Origin of the sequence: Acinetobacter sp. AG3, assembly GCF_022343575.1 — a bacterium.
Classification (GTDB): Bacteria; Pseudomonadota; Gammaproteobacteria; order Pseudomonadales; family Moraxellaceae; genus Acinetobacter; species Acinetobacter guillouiae.
Window position 1 is genome coordinate 229,369 of record NZ_JAKQZD010000001.1, and the last position, 18,636, is coordinate 248,004.

Here is an 18,636-nt window from a genome sequence, read left to right on the forward strand (position 1 = left end):
CATTAACACTTCATGAGAAAAAATCATGTCTGGGATAGATGGCATCATATATTTAATTCTAATTGCCTGTTTACTTCCTTATGTTTTTACCATTATTGCGAAAGCGTCTGGTGGTTTTAAAGCTGCTGATAATCAGAATCCACGTGAATTTTTAGCCAAAACCACGGGCTTGGCGGCACGTGCCAATGCAGTACAACAGAATAGTTTTGAGAGCTTACCTTTATTTATTGCTGCGATTTTAATGGCAGAGTATATGGTGGTATCACAACATCTGATTATGATGTTAGGGATTGCCTATATCGTGTTACGCATTATTTATGGAATTTGCTATCTGGCCAATATTTCAGCGCTACGTACTATTATTTGGGCTTTGTCCTTAGCTTGCCCAATTATTTTATTGTTATTGGTTATTCGCATCGTCTAAACAGTTTTGATGAAATTCATTCATTTTGATGATGCAAAATGTATAATCCGCATCTGTTTGCGCGATTTAGCGTTATAATCGACAAGATTTTAAATAAGACCTCACTTGAAAGAGTATCCTATGAGCTATAGCAATATTCCTGCTGGTAAAGACGCACCAAATGACATCTACGTAATTATCGAAATCCCAGCAAATGCTGCACCGATTAAATATGAAGTAGATAAAGATTCAGATGCTTTATTTGTAGATCGTTTCATGGGTACAGCAATGTTCTACCCAGCGAACTATGGTTATGTACCAAATACATTGTCTGAAGATGGTGACCCATTAGACGTATTGGTTGTAACTCCACACCCATTGGTACATGGTTCAGTGATTCGTTGTCGTCCTGTTGGTAAATTAAACATGGAAGATGATGGTGGTATCGATGCGAAACTGATCGCAGTTCCACATGACAAATTGACTCCGCTTTATAAAGATGTGAAAGAATATTCAGATCTTCCTGCTTTATTATTGAATCAAATTGAACATTTCTTTGCACATTACAAAGATTTAGAGCCTGGTAAATGGGTTAAATTGACAGGTTGGGAAAGTTCAGAAGTTGCAAAAGCTGAAGTCTTAAAAGCAATCGAAGCTGCAAAATAAGCCTGATTAAAACGTGGTTTGAAGATTGAAAAATGTTCAAATCCATAAAAAAACCTGCATCATTCAATGCAGGTTTTTTTGTTTCTGTGGATTTATTCTAAATTAGAAAAATTTCACAGGAATATCTAAGAAAATACGCCATTCATTGGTATCACCAATATAGACAGGATTATACGCTTCACTTGCACGGTAGTAAGAGTGACGTAGACGTAAGCTCGCATCTTTTGCAAAACCACTTTGCATGGTGTATTTCACCTGATTAAAGAATTCACGTTCTTGTGCATCATCAGTTACATTGCGGACTTTAATATCCCAACCATAAACAAATGCTGTGGTCCAATTTAAGCCAGCAACACCATAATTGCTAAAGTCTAGGTTATATTGAACTTGTGCTGATTTTTCATGGTTACCAATAAAATCAGACATATAAGAGTTTGGTAAATAAATACTTTGGAAACCGTCAGCATTTTGACCATAGTCATAACCCACATCACCTGTATTTTGTTGATAAGCCAACATCACAGTGTGCGGACCTTGATTATAAGTAGAAGACAATGCCCAGATATTATTGGTTTTTTCTACGCCTGCTTTACCTGTGCTTGCATAATCCACATCGACAGGACCTGTTGCAGAATAGGTATTGGCATTTTTATCAAACTTGGTGTGATAACCACTGAAATCAAAAGTTAAAGAACTTTGATTTGCCAATGGGTATTTATAATTTGCATTGATATAATGACGTTCTAACGCATTTTTAGAATCTAAACCATAATAAGACGCACTCAGTTGGTCATCAAATTTGTATTTAGCACCCCAAACAATCGCATCATCTAATTTATTACCATCAGTACTGATCTGATCAGACATTTGGTCTTTAGTGAATTTACCCGCAACAAGTTCTAAATTTTTAATTTCATGACTGGTTAATAACGTACCTGTAAAATATTCAGGAACAAGACGTGTTGTATTACTTGCCAGTACAGGTAAATCTAAAACTTGCGTACCATAACGTACAGTCGTATTTGAGAAACGAGCTTTTACGTTTGCACCACCACGCGTCCATTGATCATAAGGATCAACTCGACCATTTGCATCTCTTGCACCATTATTTTTAAGTGCAATCATATTATTGCCAGCATGAGTATTTGGACCGATTTTAAAAGAAAAATCACCAACTGCGCCAACACCAAAACCGACGATACCTGGAGTGAAGCCTGAATCTAAATCAAAAATTGCCGTTTGTGCAAATGAGCTTTGATCATCAATACCATGTTTTTTATCGCGAAGAATATAACCTGTACGAAACAATACAGAACCTTTGGCATCTTCAACGAACCCTTTTGCTTCACTTTGTTCGCTAGCAAATGTAGGGGATATTAGAACCGCGTTAATTAATACAGCTAAAGTAAGTTTTGGAGCATTCAACATGAATTGCCTCGTGAACGAGAATAGATTGCACTGACTGATTGAATTCAGAACAGATTGTGGATGAATTGTATATTTAATCTATAAAAAGGGAATCTCTTTTGATCAAAAATATTACATTTCTGTAATCTTTTACGCAATATTAATTTCTTTACTTATGAGAAAAAGTTCTAAGGATTTATTAAAATGATGATTTTATGTGAAATGTAAAATAAATTAAAAAATATGCTGAATTTATCTCCATGTTTTTTACCAAAAATTTAAAAACACAGTAAAATTCGCCTTTATTTATACGCCCACCTGTTTGCCATCATGAACTCACTTATTTCTAAACTGTTATGGGCAATGCCTATTTGTATCGCGTCGTGCCCTACATTTGCTGACGAATCAAATGTCTTGGTTAAAAATGGCACGATCTCTGGAAATGTGGGACTGGTATCCAAGTACATCTATCGAGGTGGAGTTGAAAATGATGATATTGCTGCGCAAGGCGGTTTAAGTTATGCACATAAAAGTGGCATCACAGTGGGGTATTGGGGTTCTACACTGAGCTATAACCCCGCAGATGATAGGCAAAATCATGGTTTTGAAAATAATTTTTATTTAGCTTATGCTCAGGAAATTGCGCAAAATTGGAGCTATAACTTAAAAACCACTGCATATGTTTATCATAAAGGCGGTACTGTTTATGCCGATCAAGCTGATCATCGTAAAACCACCTATACCGATTTATCTGCTGAGCTAAGTTATAAGAATCTAACTGCGGGTGCTTCAGTGATGTTAGCTGATGCATCCGCTGCCAATGCTGGCGATGTTTATCTCAGCATTGCTTACCGTCATGCTTTGGTTCAAGATTTTATTTTTAACACTTCTATTGGCGCATCTCTATATAACAGTCATCATGATGACAGTATTGTGCAAACCGAACAGAATTTTGCATTGAGCGAAATGCGCTTGGGAGTCAGTAAAACCATTGCCAATACAGGTGTTGCTGCTTCATTAGACTATGTGATCGGCGGTAAAGATCGTTTAGGTGAAGCGTATAAGGACAATCTGGTCTTTGGTTTAGCTTATAGTTTTTAACATGAATATGCGTGAGTCATTCAGGCTGACTCATTTTATTTAAGTGTATGACTGAACATTGGACATGCACTTTTTTTAGGCATTTTTTAAACTGTGTGCTTTTTCTGAGCAAAAACAATATCCACTCCTAAAATCATCCTATATAAAAAGCCTAAAGCAATATTTATATGCTTTTTATGACAACAATAAAGCACATTATAGAAAATTTACGCTTAGATTTTTCATACTACTTTGCATTAAAACCACGTTTAAAGTAGGTCGGTATGAATCAGTTTCATCAAGTGATGCTTGAAATAGCATGTATTCAACAATTGCAGAATAAAAAAAATTATCCACAATATTTTAATTTTAAAATATTGATTATCAATAGATTACTGCGTATTTCTGAATTTTACAAAAAGCTTGAGTTTCATCTTGGCATGGCAATTGCTAATTGCTTAGGGAGTTCATCAAATTTTAGCATAACAAATAAACATCGTATGATGGGGGAGCACTTAAGATGAAATTCTCAACTAAAGCACTAACATTGGCAGTTCTATCGTCTACAGCAACAATGGCAATGGCGGAAGACAACGCACTGTCAAAATTAGGTTTAAGCTTTTCAGGTAGTGCTGCCGTAACGAGTGACTATCGTTTCCGCGGTATGACTCAAAATTATAACGATCCAGCAGTACAAGCGGGTTTTACCTTGTCGCATAGTTCAGGTTTATATGCGGCTCTTTGGGGTTCAAATGTAAATTTTGGTGAGGCAGATCCACATTTAGAATTAGATCCATCTATTGGTTATACAACAGCATTGGCATTATCTCCAACCTTTAAACCGACTTTGGATGTTGGTGTTGTTGAATATAATTATCCAAGTGCAAGCAGTGATTTTAACTGGACTGAGTTTTATGCAAAATTAATATTTGCCGATGTCTTGGTTAAAGGCAGTAGTTTATTGACCAATGTGAACTATACCAATGACTGGGCAGCAGTTGGTGGGAACAGTTGGAATTTTAACGTTGGTTATTCAGCGCCATTTGGTGATACAGGGTTTGGTGGGCTTGCCAATGTGGGCTATACCACAATGGATAAAAAAGCATTACCTGATGGTAAAGACAATTATGTCGACTGGAAAGTTGGGGTGAACTATGCAGTTAAATCTATTCCAGGAGTAACAGCGGAACTTGCAGCAGTCGGAACCAATATTGATACTGATGGATTCACTAATTCTGGGAAACGTGGTGTTGAAACAGGTGCGGTGTTTACTTTAACTAAAGCGTTCTAAGCGCAAATTAAAATCTATAAAGGTGACCTTGAGTCACCTTTATTTTTTGCGATTTGGAAATAAATTAGGCTTTCACTTCAAATGCTGGATGATATTTTACCGTTCCTTGTGGAATGCTTTGGTCAAAGCTAAGGGCTTGAAAATATTCAGCAGGCACACCTTCAAGGATCAAACTGTCATGCGGTTGAAAGCCAAATTTGGAATAATAGGCAGGATCGCCAAGGACCACACACCCAGCAGCGCCAAGTTGTTTTAGTTGCTGTAAGGACTGTTGTATTAACGCCTTACCCACACCTTGGTGTTGGTATTCTGGTGCAACTGAAATTGGACCTAAACCATACCAATGTTGTGCGCCAGAAGAAATCTCCACAGGTGAAATTGCCACATGCCCAATAATCTGTCGATCCCATTCAGCAACAACTGAAATGGTTAATTGATTTGCCTCTCTGAGTGCATTGACGATCAAGTGTTCTGTATGGTCAGTATGCGCTGCATTTAGAAAAGCCAGTTGAGTGAGATTGAAAATATTTTCAATGTCGTCTGCATGTTCGTTGCGTAGGGTTAAATTTAGCATGTCATTTATCTTCTATACGTCATAGTTTGGATTCTAAGATTGAGTTCCCCGATATGACAAGGCTTCGGTTAAATGGGTACTTTGGATTTGCTTACTTTGAGCCAAATCTGCAATGGTCCTTGAAACACGTAAAATTCGATGATACGCCCGCGCGGATAAATTTAAACGTTGTTGTGCCATTTCCAGCATTTGCTTGGATGTTTCATCTAAAATCACATATTTTTCTAAGTCTTTTGGCGATAAGTTGTGATTTAAATAGCCTTGTCTTTGGATTTGAAAATCGCACGCATCAATTACCCGTTCCCGTACAGTTGCTGAATCTTCGACAGGCGTTTGATCCTGTAATTCTTGGGCTTTTAATGGTGGCACATCGATATGTAAATCAATGCGATCCAATAATGGACCTGAAATTCGATTTTGATAGCGCTTAATTGCTTCAGCAGAACATTGGCAGCGACTGTCTTGGTTAAATGCATAACCACAAGGGCAGGGGTTCATTGCTGCAATCAATTGAAAGTTGGCGGGAAATGTAATTTGGCGTGATGCTCTAGAGATAACGATTTCTTTAGATTCAAGCGGTTGCCTTAAAACTTCGAGCACTTTTTTGTCAAACTCAGGCAGCTCGTCTAAAAATAGCACCCCTAAGTGCGCCAGCGTAATTTCTCCGGGTTTTGGATTTGAACCGCCACCGACAAGAGCGATTGCAGACGCGGTATGGTGCGGGGCACGAAATGGGCGCTGTCCAAAATGGTGCTTAGTCTTGGCAATTGAATAAATACTGGCAACTTCAAGATTTTCTTGTGGATTTAAGGCTGGCAAAATACTCGGTAAGCGTGATGCTAACAATGTTTTACCTGTACCCGGTGGGCCTTTAAATAAAAGGGAATGTCCACCTGCTGCTGAAATTTCTAAAGCGCGTCGTGGGCGTAATTGCCCTTTGACATCTGCCAAATCAAATTTGTAGGTATTGTCTTGCGGTATTTTTTGCCGAGCAGTTGCATCAATTTTTTGTAGATTTAAGAAATGCTCACAGACTTGTTTTAAGTGCTGTGCAGCAAATACCTGAAACTCAGGCAATTGCGCTGCTTCAGCAGCATTTTCCTGTGGCAACATCAATTGATGCTTGGCCATTTGACATGCCATTGCAATGGTTAAGGTCCCTGTAATTGGTCTTAAGTGTCCATCCAGTGCTAATTCACCAATAAACTCAAAATGATCTGTGACATTTTCAGGAAGTTGCCCTGTGGCAATCAAGATACCGAGTGCAATGGGCAGATCTAAACGAGAGCCATCTTTAGGAAGATCCGCAGGTGCGAGATTGATGGTTAAGCGCTTGGTAGGGAATTGATAACCACTATTAATAATGGCAGATCGAACACGATCCTTACTTTCACGAACTGCTGCTTCAGCTAAGCCAACAATTGTTAAAGAAGGCAGCCCTGCACTAACATGGACCTCAACTTCAATTAAAGGTGCATGCAGCCCGAGCAAACCTCGGGTATAAATTTTGGCTAAAGACATTGTTGTTTTCCACTTTTGCTTTATTTTTAATCATTATTATATTTTTTGCACCAATAATGTGCAAATTTAGTTTATTTTTTATCCTGAATCAACACATCAAGTGCTTTGACCTGTTCTTGTAAATCGGTCAAGCGTAAATTGGCATTATTTAGTGCAGTTTTTTGACGTTCAATTTCGTCTTTTGAAACGATATCCATTTTAGAAATGGCTTCATTCAGCAAGGCACGTAAATTATGTTCTATATCTTTTTTAGGCTGATCAACCTGTTCCAAAATTGCTTGTAATAATGTTTCAATCATGAGGAATCCAAATGAGTAATGTTCTTTGCCTAGTGTAACATCGCGTATTGATTTTATTTAAGTAATTTTTTATCCGATGCGTAAAGCATGATGTCTCCTATAATTTAGCAATGAAATCTAAAAAAACACGCAATATTATGTGTTTTTTAAAGTTGCAACTTCACCTAAGTATATACAATAGGTTATAAAGGCAATGCATGTTGATTGAATTAATCACCCCAACCATTAATAAGATTGGCATGAAAATTGAACATAAAACCTTACTGGTGAAATAAGCCGAAGGAAAACAATATGAAGCTCGTAACTGCAATTGTAAAACCGTTTAAATTAGATGACGTGCGTGAAGCACTGTCTGATATAGGCGTTCAAGGGATTACCGTAACTGAAGTTAAAGGTTTTGGTCGTCAAAAGGGGCATACTGAACTTTATCGTGGCGCTGAGTATGTTGTTGATTTTCTGCCTAAAGTGAAAATCGAAATCGCAATCAGTGATGACATGGTAGATTCAGTGATTGAATCTATTACACGCGTTGCTAGCACTGGCAAAATTGGTGATGGAAAAATTTTCGTGACTAATTTAGAGCAAGTAATTCGTATTCGTACAGGTGAAACAGGTCCAGACGCTGTTTAATTTGGCACGAAGATTGCTGGTTATGTATATCAATACATAACTCACAAAATTAGGTTGGGGGATACGAATGAAAAAAATGCTATTAGCGCTCAGCCTGTCTGGCGCACTTCTTGGCGGATCAGTTGCGTGGGCAGAAGAAAACGTAGCTGAGCCTGCATCTACAGCTGTTGCAACGGCAAGTGATGTGACTGCAACAGTCGCCGATACATCGGCAACCGTTGCGCCTGAAACGGTGACTGCCACAGCTGCGCCAGCAGCAGAAGCAGAAAAACCAACTTTAAATACAGGTGATACAGCGTGGATTCTTGTATCTACAGCACTTGTATTGCTAATGACAATTCCCGGTTTAGCATTGTTCTACGGCGGTATGGTTCGTAAGAAAAATGTGCTTGCCACCATGGCGCAAAGCTTTACTGCCGCAGCAGTGGTCAGCATCGTATGGGTGGTCATTGGTTATTCACTTGCATTTGGTTCTGGTAACGCTTTTATTGGTGGTTTCGATAAAATCATGTTATCTGGAATTACAACAGATGCGCTGAGTGGCACAATTCCAGAAATTCTTTTCGTTATTTTCCAAATGACTTTTGCGATTATTACCGTTGCCATTATCAGTGGCTCTGTGGCTGATCGTATGAAATTTAGTGCTTGGATCACATTCATTACGATTTGGGTCATTATTGTTTATGCACCGATTGCACACTGGGTATGGGGTGGTGGCTGGTTAATGAATGATGGCGCACTTGATTTTGCTGGTGGTACTGTTGTTCATATTAACTCGGGTGTTGCCGGTCTAGTTGCTGCGTATTTACTGGGTAAACGTATGGGCTTAGGCAAAGAATCTATGGCACCACATAACTTAACCTTAACTGTATTGGGTGCAAGCTTGGTATGGGTCGGTTGGTTTGGTTTCAATGGTGGTTCTGCTTTAGGTGCCAATGGTTCAGCAGCGTATGCTTTGGTCACAACTCAAATCGCAGCCGCAGCGGCAGCAATTGCTTGGTTAGTGGTTGAAAAAATTGTTCGTGGTAAAGGTTCAGTATTGGGTGCAGCATCGGGTGCAGTTGCTGGTCTGGTTGTGATTACGCCAGCGGCAGGTTTTGTGACGGTAAGTGGTGCGTTGATCATGGGCTTAATCGGTGGTGTGGTGTGCTTCTGGGGGATCTCTGGTCTTAAACGTATCCTTAAAGCAGATGACTCATTGGATGCATTTGGTTTACATGGTGTAGGCGGTATTGTTGGTGCGATTTTAACAGCTGTATTTGCCAGCTCATTCATTATGGGCGACAAAGCACCGACAGATGTCATGCATCAATTATGGGTACAAGTTGAAGGTGTGTTAGCAACAATCGCATACTCAGCAGTTGTGACCTTTATCTTACTTAAAATTATCGATGTTGTGATTGGGATCCGTGTTGAATCTGATGATGAGCGTATGGGTCTCGATTTAAGCCAACATGGCGAACGTATCGAATAATCAATCTAATTAGAATAATAACTATATATAGTATAAAACAGTCCGTAAGGGCTGTTTTTTTTCCATATCTTGCGAAAGGCTCAACAAAATCAGGTTTTTTTGCTACACTAGCTGAAATCATGAATTTTGTTCAATAAAACCACTATGCATTGTCCATTTTGCAACGCTGCAGATAGTAAAGTAATCGACTCTCGTTTGGCCGCTGAAGGTAGCCAGATTCGTCGACGTCGTGAATGTATCAGTTGTGGCGAACGTTTTACGACATTTGAGAGTTATGAAGTGGTCATGCCACGCGTGACCAAGTCAGATGGTAAAAATGAACCGTTTGACGAAGCAAAATTACGACGCTCTTTAATGCACGCCTTACAAAAAAGACCGGTGACTCAAGAACAGATTGAAACCGTCATTAGTGATATTCAATTGCAAATTCGCCGCCTCGGTGAACGTGATGTACGTTCACGCACCATTGGTGAAATTGTCATGAAATCTTTGTTTGCATTGGATCATGTGGCTTATGTGCGTTTTGCATCGGTGTATCAGGATTTCCAAGATATTGATGCGTTTCGTCATCAAATTGAACAAATGCAAGATCGTGGGCAAGACCACTAATTTTATTTTTGAACGTTATTGATTAGGAATTTTATGTCTGAGTTTGATTCAAATTCTAAACCCGAAGATTATGTAAACATAGATCAGGTTTGGATGCAGAAAGCAATTGAGCTCGCGAAGCTTGGACAATATTCCACACGACCAAACCCGAACGTCGGTTGTGTCATTGTAAAAGATGGGCAATGGGTGGGAGAGGGTTTTCATCCTAGAGCTGGTCAGCCACACGCCGAAGTTTTTGCCATGCGTCAAGCAGGCGAGTCTGCCAAGGGCGCAACCGCTTATGTCACTTTGGAACCTTGTGCGCATTATGGCCGTACACCACCTTGTGCTAAAGGCTTGGTTGAAGCGGGTGTCAGCAAAGTTGTCGTTGCATGTGCTGATCCAAATCCTTTGGTGGCGGGAAAAGGCGTGGATATTTTACGCCAGGCAGGGATTGAGGTTGAAACTGGGGTTTGTGAGCAACAAGCGGCTCAACTCAATCAAGGCTTTTTAAAAGCAATGGCAACGGGTGTGCCTTATGTACGGTTAAAGGTTGCGTCAAGTTTAGATGGCCGTACAGCAATGGCGTCTGGTGAGTCTAAATGGATCACTGGGGCTGAATCACGTCAAGATGTTCAGCATTGGCGGGCTATTTCAGGTGCAGTGATTACCGGGATCGATACCATTTTGGCAGATGACCCTCAATTAAATGTGCGTTCATTGGGTGATATTGATATTGCAACGATTGTCCAGCCTAAGCGGGTGATTTTAGACCGACAAGGGCGTTTGCCACTCAATGCTCAAATTCTTAGCGCGCCTGAAACAGTGATGGTCATGGGACCATTTCGTCAAGAACTTGCCAAGCTGGGCGTGGTACAATTAGAAGTTCAATCTTTAAAAGATTTGCTTGCGACTTTAAAAGATTTCCAAATTTACGATGTGTTGGTTGAGGCTGGTGCGACATTATCTACTGCATTTTTGCAGGAAAAACTGGTGGATGAATTAATCAGTTATGTTGCGCCAACCTTTTTAGGACAATCAGCACGTGCCATGTTCAATGCCGAATTTGAAACGATGGCACAACAATTACGTTTTAAGTTACAAGATGTTCATCAGTTTGGTGATGACATTCGCTTAAGACTTATCCCTTCACAAGAGTCAGTATGAATCCAGAGTCAACATCATCGGTTTACCATAAACGTCGTCATGCTGCGCGTACAACAGATGAATATCTTTTTCATCAGTTGGTTCCCTATCTGGGAAACAAACGTCGTTTGTTGCATCTGATTCTTGAAGCGCTTGAAATCACAGGTACTTTGAATCCTAAGGGTAAACGCGCCCCGATTTTTGCCGATTTTTTTGCAGGCAGTGGGGTGGTTTCACGTTTAGCCCGTCAAAATGGCTATCGGGTGATTGCCAATGATTGGGAACCGTATAGCCATGCATTAAATCATGCCATTTTGGCATGCACAGATGCACCTGCATTTAAAGAATTGGGTGGGTATCAAAAAGCCATCGATTATTTAAACCGTTTACCTGAAGTGAAAGGATGGGTTACGCATAACCTTTGTCCGCGGAATGATGAAATTTATGACCCCGCACGAGACCGTTTATTTTTTAAACGCCGTAATGGGATGCGTATAGATGCAATTCGTCAGCAAATTGCCACTTGGCAAGCACAGGGTGCAATTGACGATGTAGAAATGAGTGCCTTATTGGCACCTTTGCTCTATTCAGCAAGTTTTGTCAGTAATACCAGCGGTGTATTTAAAAGCTTCCATCATGGTTGGGGCGGTAAAACCCAAACTGCGTTGGAACGGATTGAGTCTATATTGTGGCTTACACCGAGCCGCTTTAGTGAAGTCGGGCAGAATAAGCAGAAAACCCCAATGGCAGAGGTGTGGTGTGTAGATGCACAGCACTTGGCAAATCAAATGAGTGGTTTTGAAGTTGATGTGGCTTATCTAGATCCACCGTATAACCAACATGCTTATAGTAGTAATTATCATGTACTCAACTCGTTAACACTGTGGGATCAAGTTGATTTACCGACACCAGATACCAAAGGTTTTAAAAGTGGGATTGACCGTGCGTGGCGTAAAGAACGTCCAAGTCCTTATAATTCTTCTAAGCATGCACAAGAAGCTTATGAGAATTTGTTGGAAACTATTAATGCGCGTTATATTCTCACCAGTTACTCAACCGATGGAAATATTGAGGCCAAAGACTTATTGGCGGCCAATCTGAAACGTGGCAAAGTCACCTTATTGACTCAGGATGTGCCTCGTTATCGTGTCAGTAAACAGCGTCAGTCTGAACGCGCACGTGTGCTTGAGTTTATTGTAATCACCGATACCCATGCTAAGTCTGGACCACCATTGCGTCAGCTGTTAGGTCAACTCTATCATTTTGCAGAATTGGGTGGTGTGGATACCTCAGGTGTAAGTACACAACTGGCCTTATGGTAAGAATGCACCTTTGCCTTTAAAATATGGGCAAATGCAAAATAAACACGATTGAACTTCATCAGTTCCTCTCACTGCAGCAGTAGGTAGAATTATGTTCACAGGTATCATTGAAAGTTTGGGTAAAGTCGAAAGTTTACAAAATGTAGGCGGTGATGTGCGCTTACGTATTCAGACAGACTTGGATATGTCTGATGTACATTTGGGCGACTCTATTGCAACCAATGGGATTTGTTTAACTGTGATCGATTGGGGTGAAAACTGGTACGCTGCTGATGTGTCCCGTGAGAGCTTAAATCGTTCGACTTTAGCGAGTTGGAAAGCGGGGCAAGCGGTCAATGTAGAAAAAGCAATGTTGCCAACAACACGCTTCGGTGGACATATCGTTAGTGGACATGTCGATGCTGTGGGTGAAATCACCGTAGTGCGTTCAGATGCTCGCTCACTGTATTTCGAAGTCACTGCACCTGTTGAAATTGCTAAATATTTGGCTGAAAAAGGTTCTGTGACTGTAGATGGAATTAGCCTCACCATCAATCATTTACGTGGAAATATCTTAAGTTTAAATTTAATTCCACATACTGCTGAACGGACCAATATTGCAACGTGGAAAGTGGGCTCTCAAGTCAATTTAGAAGTCGATGTATTGGCACGGTATATTGAAAGATTGTTGCTTGGTGATAAAGCTGCTGAGCCAAAAGCAGAGTCTAAACTCAGTATGGAATTTCTGGCAGCCAATGGTTTTTTAAAGTAAATAAAAACCAAACCCGATTAAAAAAAGCCTAATTTATTTAGGCCTTTTAATATATACATGATTAAATTAGGCTAATATATCGTGAATTCTTCTGTAAGAGAGTTGAGTATTGCTTGAATTTTTATTGCATTTAGAACAATTATTGCCCACTTTTTTAGAAAATTACGGGCTGTGGATTTATGCCATTTTGTTTCTAATCATTTTTGCAGAAACTGGCTCAGTCTTTATGTTTTTTCTCCCAGGCGATAGTTTATTGATCGCTGTTGGTGCTTTATGTTCTACCGCTGAATCTGTGCATTTGCACTATATGGGTGTGTTGCTGATTATTGCTTCAATTTTGGGGTATATGGTGAACTATTATACGGGACGTGCGCTGGGTTTTAAGTTTTTCCACGCGCATTCACGTTGGTTTAAGCCTGAATATATTAAAAAGACCAACCATTATTTTGAAAAGCATGGTGGGAAAACCATTCTGGTTGCCCGTTTTGTACCTTTTGTTCGTTCTTTTGCTCCTTTTGCAGCGGGTGCAGGGCATATGAAAATGCCAGTATTCATGTTGTATAACATTTTAGGCGGATGGATTTGGATTGCGTTGTTGCTTGGTGCGGGTTATGGCGCGGGCAATTTATTATCTTTGCTGCTCGATTCATTTTAATCAGATTCAAACCGTCATAAACCGCCCTGATGAATAAGCCGAATGCTGATCCTCAACATTCGGCTTATTTATATTGAGAATAGAATAAAAACGCGAGTGGTTTTATTTAATAAATTAGCTGTATTTATTAAAATAATCTGCTGCTATTTTTACGCACTGACACAAAAAAATAGCCAGAAAGTGCAAACAGAAAAAGCTTTCAAATCGCCAAAGTGCTAACATTTTGCAAGTTTTAAAATCTTAATGCTGGTGAGCAAAAATGTTAATACAACGTGGTGGGTTAAAAGTTGTGGCTGGGCTTGGAATTTCAGGCGTTTCAGCCGTAAATTTTCTTCATGAAAATGGCTACCGTGTTGCAGTCACAGATTCTCGTGAAGTTCCACCAGGACATGAGCAAATTCCAGCAGCAGTTCAAACCAGCTTTGGTCAACTCGATCAAGATTTACTTTTACAAGCTGAAGAAATTGTCATTAGCCCGGGGTTAGATCCTCAGTTGCCAGCAATTCAAGCTGCGATTGCAAAAGGTATTCCCGTCATCAGTGAAATACAAATTCTCCGCCGTGCTACAGATAAGCCGATTGTGGCGATTACTGGTTCAAATGCAAAAAGTACCGTGACCACTTTGATTGGTTTAATGGCACAAGACGCAGGGGTTAAGGTTGCGGTAGGGGGTAACTTGGGGCGTCCAGCTTTGGATTTAACCCATGATGATCCAGACGTTTATATCCTTGAACTTTCCAGCTTTCAATTGGAAGCAACCTCAAGTTTAAATGCAGAAGTGGCTGTGGTCTTGAACATGAGTGAAGATCACTTGGACCGTCATGGGGATATGGCAGGTTACCATGCGGCAAAACATCGTATTTTCCAAGGTGTGAAAAAAGTCGTATATAACCGTGATGATTCATTGACGCGTCCATTGGTGCCAGATGTCACACCAATGCAAAGCTTTGGGCTCAATGCACCTGATTTAAAACAATACGGTATTCTAAGAGAAGATAACGGTACGATTTGGTTAGCGCGAGGTCGTGAGCGTTTACTTAAAAGTTCAGAGATGTATATCCAAGGAACACATAATGTTGCCAATGCTTTGGCATGTTTAGCTTTGGGTGAAGCGATTGGTTTACCAATGGACAAAATGCTTGAAACCTTAAAAACCTTTAAAGGTTTAGAGCACCGTTGCGAATTCGTTAAAGAAGTGAATGGTGTTCGTTATTATAATGATTCTAAAGGCACCAATATCGGTGCAACTTTAGCAGCATTGGACGGCTTAGGTGCTGCAATTGAAGCCCAAGGTGGTCAGGTTGCAATTATTTTGGGTGGTCAGGGCAAAGGGCAGGACTTTACTGCACTACGTGAGTCTCTGCAAAAATATGCCAAAGTTGCGGTACTGATGGGTGAAGATCGCTCAATCATTGAAAATGCCATTGCAGGGACAACAACGCTGCTACATGCAGTATCTTTGCAACAAGCTGTAGAACTTTGTCAACAACATACGCATGCGCAAGATGTAGTGCTATTATCACCTGCATGTGCAAGCTTTGATATGTTTACAGGCTATCCTGAGCGTGGTCATCGCTTTGTTGAATATGTAAATGCTCTAAACTAAAAAGAATCATAAGGAAATAAGTATGGCTGGGTTAGCTCAGACGACTATAAGTAAGATTCACCAAGTGTATGATCGCTGGATGCCAAAATTGCCGGCAGAGATTACACCGCGTAATGTACTGATATTTTGCGTCATTTCATTGTTGTGTATTGGTACGGTGATGGTGGCTTCGGCTTCAATGCCTTATGCCGAACGAATGCATGAAAACGAATTTCACTATGTGATTCGTCATGCAATTTCGATCGTGGTGGCTTTTGTTGCAGCCGCAATTACCTATCGAGTTTCACTCAACCTTTGGTTTAAAAATACCTTTCCATTGTGGTTGATCACTATTGCTTTATTACTCGCCGTCTTAGTGGTGGGTACAGAGGTCAATGGTTCAACACGTTGGATTCGTGTAGGTGGATTTACCTTGCAGGCAACCGAAGTCGCCAAGGTGATGATGGCCATATTTACCGCAGACTATGTGGTTCGTCGTGCTGAAGAGGTCCGTAATAATATTAAGGGCTTGGTACGTCTAGGTGTGGTGATGTTGCTGACGGTCGGACTGATTATTGCAGAGCCTGACTTAGGGGCAACAGTGGTGATTGCTGTTTCGATGCTGGGTGTGTTCTTCTTGGCTGGCGCACCCATGATCCAGTTCGGCTTTGCATTTGGTGCGATTCTGGTGGCATTTGTATCCTTAATCGTGTTTGAACCATATCGTTATGAACGCTTAATGTCATTTTCAAACCCTTGGGCTGATCCTTTAGGCTCAGGTTATCAATTGTCGAATGCCTTGATGGCCTTTGGTCGTGGTGAATGGTTTGGGGTGGGCTTAGGACATAGTATTCAAAAAATGTCTTATCTGCCTGAAGCACATACTGACTTTATGTTGGCAATTTTAGGTGAAGAATTCGGTTTCTTTGGTATTTCGACCGTTTTGCTACTCTCGTTTGTGATGTTGATTTGCTGTATTCGTATCGGTCAGCGTGCGCTCAATCATCAATATTTGCGCGCAGGCTATTTGGCTTACGGGATCAGTATAATTTTCTTATTACAGATCTTGGTGAATGCCGGTATGAATATGGGCATGTTGCCAACCAAGGGGCTAACGCTTCCATTTATTAGTTATGGTGGTTCATCTTTAATTATGTGTGCGGTGATGATCAGTTTAATTCTCAAAATTGATGCAACCACCAAGGATGCCAATCCAGCGCGAGAAGAGTCTAGTTTTTAATTTTTTATTGCACTTAAATAGACAAGCCATTTGATCACAAATGGCTTTTTTTATGGATAATTTATTTTGGATTTTGCGTATTGCAATATTTTAATGCCGATTGAGTGGTCTTAAATTTTACCCAATCCCAAGTTTGATAACCGGACTCACTCAGTCCTAATACATCTATCGCTGTTGGGGAATAATAAAACGAAGTTTCCAATACACCATTGGCATAAATCTTGATCTGATGTTTTCCTGGGGTATTTGCAAATTTAAGTTTGATTGGGGTTTTGTGATCGACCTTGATGATTGCAGAGCGATCAACTTGAACTGAATAAGTTGGTAATGGTTTACCCCATTGTTCACGTGGTGCGCCACTCATTTCATCAACAACAGCAGTTTTAGAAATCGGGGAAATACATAAAATTGCCATTTGCGCATAGACCTGTGTAAGGCCCATGAGCATGAGAGAACTCAGCGTTATTAGATTTTTTAAAAGGTTCATCTCAATCCTGAATGATGTTGGTATTCTTATGTTGGTATTGTTGCTTAATCAGGGATTACTGATAAATGGATTGTAGCGTTGTCCCTTGAGGAATGCGAGAGATATCCCATTGAGCGACAGCTTGAGCCAACATGAGATCTGGCTGATCTAGGTCTACTGGAGCTTGTCCAAGTGCTATAATCGCTTGTAACAGCAATTCAGGTGCATGTTTGAGATCAAGCGCTTGCGCAAGGTTTTGTTTAGAGAGTTTTTGCCCCAAATGATTCATGGCGAGGGGTAAGTGCATATATTCAAGAGCTGGATAACCCAAAAGCTGTCCTAGCCAAATTTGACGTTCAGTATTGTCCAATAAATCCGCACCACGCACGACATGGCTGATTTCTTGTAAATAATCATCGACAACGACTGCCAGTTGATAATTGATAATGCCATCACGACGCTTCAGTACAAAGTCACCTAAATCGTATTGTAGGTTGGCACAATGTTGTCCTTGTAAGCGGTCATTGAAACAAATGTTTTGATCAGAAACTTTTACACGAATGGCTTGGTTTTGAAAGTCGAGCTGTTTGTCTCGGCAGGTGCCAGCATAGATATGATTTGAGCCTAATATTTTACGAGTACATTCACAGGCATAAACGCAATGTTTTTGTTTGAGTTGTTCGATTACAGATTGATAAATATCTAAGCGATGTCTTTGATAAATGATTTCAGCATCGGATTGGAAGCCAAAAGCATCTAGGCATTTTAAAATATGCTGTTCACTATCTGGGTAAATACGAGGGATATCCGTGTCTTCGATACGGACGATCCATTGCCCATGATGCGCTTTCGCATCGCAATAGCTCGCGACAGCGGTCACTAAGGAACCAAAATGTAACGGCCCTGTGGGTGAGGGTGCAAACCGACCTTTGTATACGGTACTCTTCCTCCCTCCCTTTGGAAAAGAGAGGGTTGGGGAGGAATTTGACACAGTATTAACCGTTATTTTGCTTCTCTTTGATCTCTGCAAGGGTTTTACAGTCGATACATAAAGTTGCAGTTGGTCGTGCTTCTAAACGGCGTAAACCAATTTCGATACCGCAAGTTTCACAGAAACCATAGTCATCATTTTTAATCGCTTCAATAGATTGCTCTATTTTACGAATAAGTTTACGTTCACGGTCACGGGTACGTAATTCGATGGCAAACTCTTCTTCTTGCGTCGCACGGTCATTTACATCAGGTAAAGAAGAAGATTCATCTTGCATTGTATTTAGGGTGCGATCCACTTCCGACATCAATTCTGCTTTCCATGCCAGCAAAATTTTACGAAAATGTTCGAGTTGCCCCTCAGACATGTATTCTTCATTTTTCTTTGGCTGATAAGGCTCGATACCGAATAGACTTGCTGTAGTACCGTTTTCATTGGTCTTCGGCTTGGTTTTACGCACTCGCTTTACAGACTTATCATCTGCAATTGCTGTTTGTTCTTCCAAGACTTGATTTTGGTTGTCATTCGCCATAAAGGGCATTCCTCA

General features: G+C 40.4%; 21 protein-coding genes. 14 read left to right on the forward strand and 7 right to left on the reverse strand.

Annotated features, from left to right (window positions below; genetic code table 11):
- Positions 1-25 precede the first annotated feature (25 nt).
- Both L3V46_RS01035 and ppa read left to right on the forward strand, forming a co-directional pair.
- Complete coding sequence (locus tag L3V46_RS01035; protein ID WP_004725268.1) at positions 26-424, forward strand: MAPEG family protein; 399 nt, start codon at positions 26-28, stop codon at positions 422-424.
- Positions 425-544: 120 nt separating this feature from the next.
- Complete coding sequence (gene ppa, locus L3V46_RS01040; RefSeq protein WP_004725270.1) at positions 545-1,069, forward strand: inorganic diphosphatase; 525 nt, start codon at positions 545-547, stop codon at positions 1,067-1,069.
- Positions 1,070-1,171: 102 nt separating this feature from the next.
- Here ppa and L3V46_RS01045 read toward each other — a convergent pair whose 3' ends face one another.
- Complete coding sequence (locus L3V46_RS01045; protein WP_034612675.1) at positions 1,172-2,497, reverse strand: OprD family outer membrane porin; 1,326 nt, start codon at positions 2,495-2,497, stop codon at positions 1,172-1,174.
- A 309-nt stretch (positions 2,498-2,806) separates the two neighbouring features.
- Here L3V46_RS01045 and L3V46_RS01050 point away from each other — a divergent pair, with 309 nt between their 5' ends.
- The 3 genes from L3V46_RS01050 (at position 2,807) to L3V46_RS01060 (ending at position 4,847) form a co-directional block, all read left to right on the forward strand.
- Positions 2,807-3,577, forward strand: a complete 771-nt coding sequence (locus tag L3V46_RS01050) for a TorF family putative porin (protein WP_239044722.1) — start codon at positions 2,807-2,809, stop codon at positions 3,575-3,577.
- A 263-nt stretch (positions 3,578-3,840) separates the two neighbouring features.
- Positions 3,841-4,080 (forward strand): hypothetical protein, encoded by a 240-nt coding sequence (locus L3V46_RS01055; protein WP_239044723.1) that lies wholly within the window; start codon positions 3,841-3,843, stop codon positions 4,078-4,080.
- Positions 4,077-4,847 (forward strand): TorF family putative porin, encoded by a 771-nt coding sequence (locus L3V46_RS01060; protein WP_004816545.1) that lies wholly within the window; start codon positions 4,077-4,079, stop codon positions 4,845-4,847. Before L3V46_RS01055 ends, L3V46_RS01060 begins: the two co-directional genes overlap by 4 nt.
- Positions 4,848-4,911: 64 nt before the next feature.
- Here L3V46_RS01060 and L3V46_RS01065 read toward each other — a convergent pair whose 3' ends face one another.
- The 3 genes from L3V46_RS01065 to L3V46_RS01075 form a co-directional block, all read right to left on the reverse strand.
- Positions 4,912-5,421 (reverse strand): N-acetyltransferase, encoded by a 510-nt coding sequence (locus L3V46_RS01065; RefSeq protein WP_239044724.1) that lies wholly within the window; start codon positions 5,419-5,421, stop codon positions 4,912-4,914.
- Between the two features lie 33 nt (positions 5,422-5,454).
- Positions 5,455-6,942 (reverse strand): YifB family Mg chelatase-like AAA ATPase, encoded by a 1,488-nt coding sequence (locus L3V46_RS01070; protein ID WP_239044725.1) that lies wholly within the window; start codon positions 6,940-6,942, stop codon positions 5,455-5,457.
- A 71-nt stretch (positions 6,943-7,013) separates the two neighbouring features.
- The gene (locus L3V46_RS01075; RefSeq protein ID WP_239044726.1) at positions 7,014-7,241 is read right to left on the reverse strand and encodes an accessory factor UbiK family protein; all 228 of its coding nucleotides are present in this window, start codon (positions 7,239-7,241) and stop codon (positions 7,014-7,016) included.
- A gap of 291 nt (positions 7,242-7,532) precedes the next feature.
- Here L3V46_RS01075 and glnK point away from each other — a divergent pair, with 291 nt between their 5' ends.
- The 9 genes from glnK to ftsW all read left to right on the forward strand — a co-directional run bounded on the left by glnK (position 7,533) and on the right by ftsW (position 16,632).
- Positions 7,533-7,871, forward strand: a complete 339-nt coding sequence (glnK, locus tag L3V46_RS01080) for a P-II family nitrogen regulator (RefSeq protein ID WP_004725283.1) — start codon at positions 7,533-7,535, stop codon at positions 7,869-7,871.
- 67 nt (positions 7,872-7,938) lie between these two features.
- Positions 7,939-9,345, forward strand: a complete 1,407-nt coding sequence (locus L3V46_RS01085) for an ammonium transporter (RefSeq protein ID WP_004816553.1) — start codon at positions 7,939-7,941, stop codon at positions 9,343-9,345.
- Positions 9,346-9,489: 144 nt separating this feature from the next.
- Positions 9,490-9,954, forward strand: coding sequence for a transcriptional regulator NrdR (gene nrdR, locus L3V46_RS01090; RefSeq protein WP_004725286.1), 465 nt, complete (start codon positions 9,490-9,492; stop codon positions 9,952-9,954).
- A 33-nt stretch (positions 9,955-9,987) separates the two neighbouring features.
- Complete coding sequence (gene ribD / locus L3V46_RS01095; protein WP_239044727.1) at positions 9,988-11,100, forward strand: bifunctional diaminohydroxyphosphoribosylaminopyrimidine deaminase/5-amino-6-(5-phosphoribosylamino)uracil reductase RibD; 1,113 nt, start codon at positions 9,988-9,990, stop codon at positions 11,098-11,100.
- Complete coding sequence (locus tag L3V46_RS01100; protein WP_239044728.1) at positions 11,097-12,401, forward strand: DNA adenine methylase; 1,305 nt, start codon at positions 11,097-11,099, stop codon at positions 12,399-12,401. Before ribD ends, L3V46_RS01100 begins: the two co-directional genes overlap by 4 nt.
- Positions 12,402-12,492: 91 nt before the next feature.
- A complete protein-coding gene (locus L3V46_RS01105) occupies positions 12,493-13,152 on the forward strand; it encodes a riboflavin synthase (RefSeq protein ID WP_096735324.1) in 660 nt (219 codons plus the stop codon).
- Positions 13,153-13,261: 109 nt separating this feature from the next.
- Positions 13,262-13,807: a VTT domain-containing protein gene (locus tag L3V46_RS01110; protein ID WP_004725292.1), complete on the forward strand. Its 546-nt coding sequence runs from the start codon at positions 13,262-13,264 to the stop codon at positions 13,805-13,807.
- Positions 13,808-14,066: 259 nt separating this feature from the next.
- Positions 14,067-15,413 carry a UDP-N-acetylmuramoyl-L-alanine--D-glutamate ligase gene (gene murD, locus L3V46_RS01115; protein WP_004816559.1) on the forward strand — a complete coding sequence of 449 codons (1,347 nt, stop codon included), beginning with the start codon at positions 14,067-14,069 and terminating at the stop codon, positions 15,411-15,413.
- Positions 15,414-15,435: 22 nt separating this feature from the next.
- Entirely contained in the window at positions 15,436-16,632 is a 1,197-nt protein-coding gene (gene ftsW, locus L3V46_RS01120) for a putative lipid II flippase FtsW (RefSeq protein ID WP_004725295.1), read from the forward strand.
- Positions 16,633-16,693: 61 nt separating this feature from the next.
- On the opposite strand, the gene L3V46_RS01125 is transcribed toward ftsW, so the two are convergent.
- The 3 genes from L3V46_RS01125 to dksA are packed head-to-tail and all read right to left on the reverse strand — an operon-like array spanning position 16,694 to position 18,621.
- Entirely contained in the window at positions 16,694-17,119 is a 426-nt protein-coding gene (locus L3V46_RS01125; RefSeq protein ID WP_239044729.1) for a hypothetical protein, read from the reverse strand.
- Between the two features lie 55 nt (positions 17,120-17,174).
- Complete coding sequence (gene gluQRS / locus L3V46_RS01130; protein WP_239044730.1) at positions 17,175-18,089, reverse strand: tRNA glutamyl-Q(34) synthetase GluQRS; 915 nt, start codon at positions 18,087-18,089, stop codon at positions 17,175-17,177.
- A 4-nt stretch (positions 18,090-18,093) separates the two neighbouring features.
- On the reverse strand, positions 18,094-18,621 hold the full coding sequence (gene dksA / locus L3V46_RS01135; protein WP_004725300.1) for an RNA polymerase-binding protein DksA: 528 nt from the start codon (positions 18,619-18,621) through the stop codon (positions 18,094-18,096).
- Positions 18,622-18,636 lie beyond the last annotated feature (15 nt).

Excerpts from the sequence above, each read along its gene's own strand:
- L3V46_RS01035 (WP_004725268.1), top strand. The coding sequence starts at position 26 with ATGTCTGGGATAGATGGCATCATATATTTAATTCTAATTGCCTGTTTA.
- ppa (WP_004725270.1), top strand. The coding sequence starts at position 545 with ATGAGCTATAGCAATATTCCTGCTGGTAAAGACGCACCAAATGACATC.
- L3V46_RS01045 (WP_034612675.1), bottom strand. The coding sequence starts at position 2,497 with ATGTTGAATGCTCCAAAACTTACTTTAGCTGTATTAATTAACGCGGTT.
- L3V46_RS01050 (WP_239044722.1), top strand. The coding sequence starts at position 2,807 with ATGAACTCACTTATTTCTAAACTGTTATGGGCAATGCCTATTTGTATC.
- L3V46_RS01055 (WP_239044723.1), top strand. The coding sequence starts at position 3,841 with ATGAATCAGTTTCATCAAGTGATGCTTGAAATAGCATGTATTCAACAA.
- L3V46_RS01060 (WP_004816545.1), top strand. The coding sequence starts at position 4,077 with ATGAAATTCTCAACTAAAGCACTAACATTGGCAGTTCTATCGTCTACA.
- L3V46_RS01065 (WP_239044724.1), bottom strand. The coding sequence starts at position 5,421 with ATGCTAAATTTAACCCTACGCAACGAACATGCAGACGACATTGAAAAT.
- L3V46_RS01070 (WP_239044725.1), bottom strand. The coding sequence starts at position 6,942 with ATGTCTTTAGCCAAAATTTATACCCGAGGTTTGCTCGGGCTGCATGCA.
- L3V46_RS01075 (WP_239044726.1), bottom strand. The coding sequence starts at position 7,241 with ATGATTGAAACATTATTACAAGCAATTTTGGAACAGGTTGATCAGCCT.
- glnK (WP_004725283.1), top strand. The coding sequence starts at position 7,533 with ATGAAGCTCGTAACTGCAATTGTAAAACCGTTTAAATTAGATGACGTG.
- L3V46_RS01085 (WP_004816553.1), top strand. The coding sequence starts at position 7,939 with ATGAAAAAAATGCTATTAGCGCTCAGCCTGTCTGGCGCACTTCTTGGC.
- nrdR (WP_004725286.1), top strand. The coding sequence starts at position 9,490 with ATGCATTGTCCATTTTGCAACGCTGCAGATAGTAAAGTAATCGACTCT.
- ribD (WP_239044727.1), top strand. The coding sequence starts at position 9,988 with ATGTCTGAGTTTGATTCAAATTCTAAACCCGAAGATTATGTAAACATA.
- L3V46_RS01100 (WP_239044728.1), top strand. The coding sequence starts at position 11,097 with ATGAATCCAGAGTCAACATCATCGGTTTACCATAAACGTCGTCATGCT.
- L3V46_RS01105 (WP_096735324.1), top strand. The coding sequence starts at position 12,493 with ATGTTCACAGGTATCATTGAAAGTTTGGGTAAAGTCGAAAGTTTACAA.
- murD (WP_004816559.1), top strand. The coding sequence starts at position 14,067 with ATGTTAATACAACGTGGTGGGTTAAAAGTTGTGGCTGGGCTTGGAATT.
- ftsW (WP_004725295.1), top strand. The coding sequence starts at position 15,436 with ATGGCTGGGTTAGCTCAGACGACTATAAGTAAGATTCACCAAGTGTAT.
- L3V46_RS01125 (WP_239044729.1), bottom strand. The coding sequence starts at position 17,119 with ATGAACCTTTTAAAAAATCTAATAACGCTGAGTTCTCTCATGCTCATG.
- dksA (WP_004725300.1), bottom strand. The coding sequence starts at position 18,621 with ATGGCGAATGACAACCAAAATCAAGTCTTGGAAGAACAAACAGCAATT.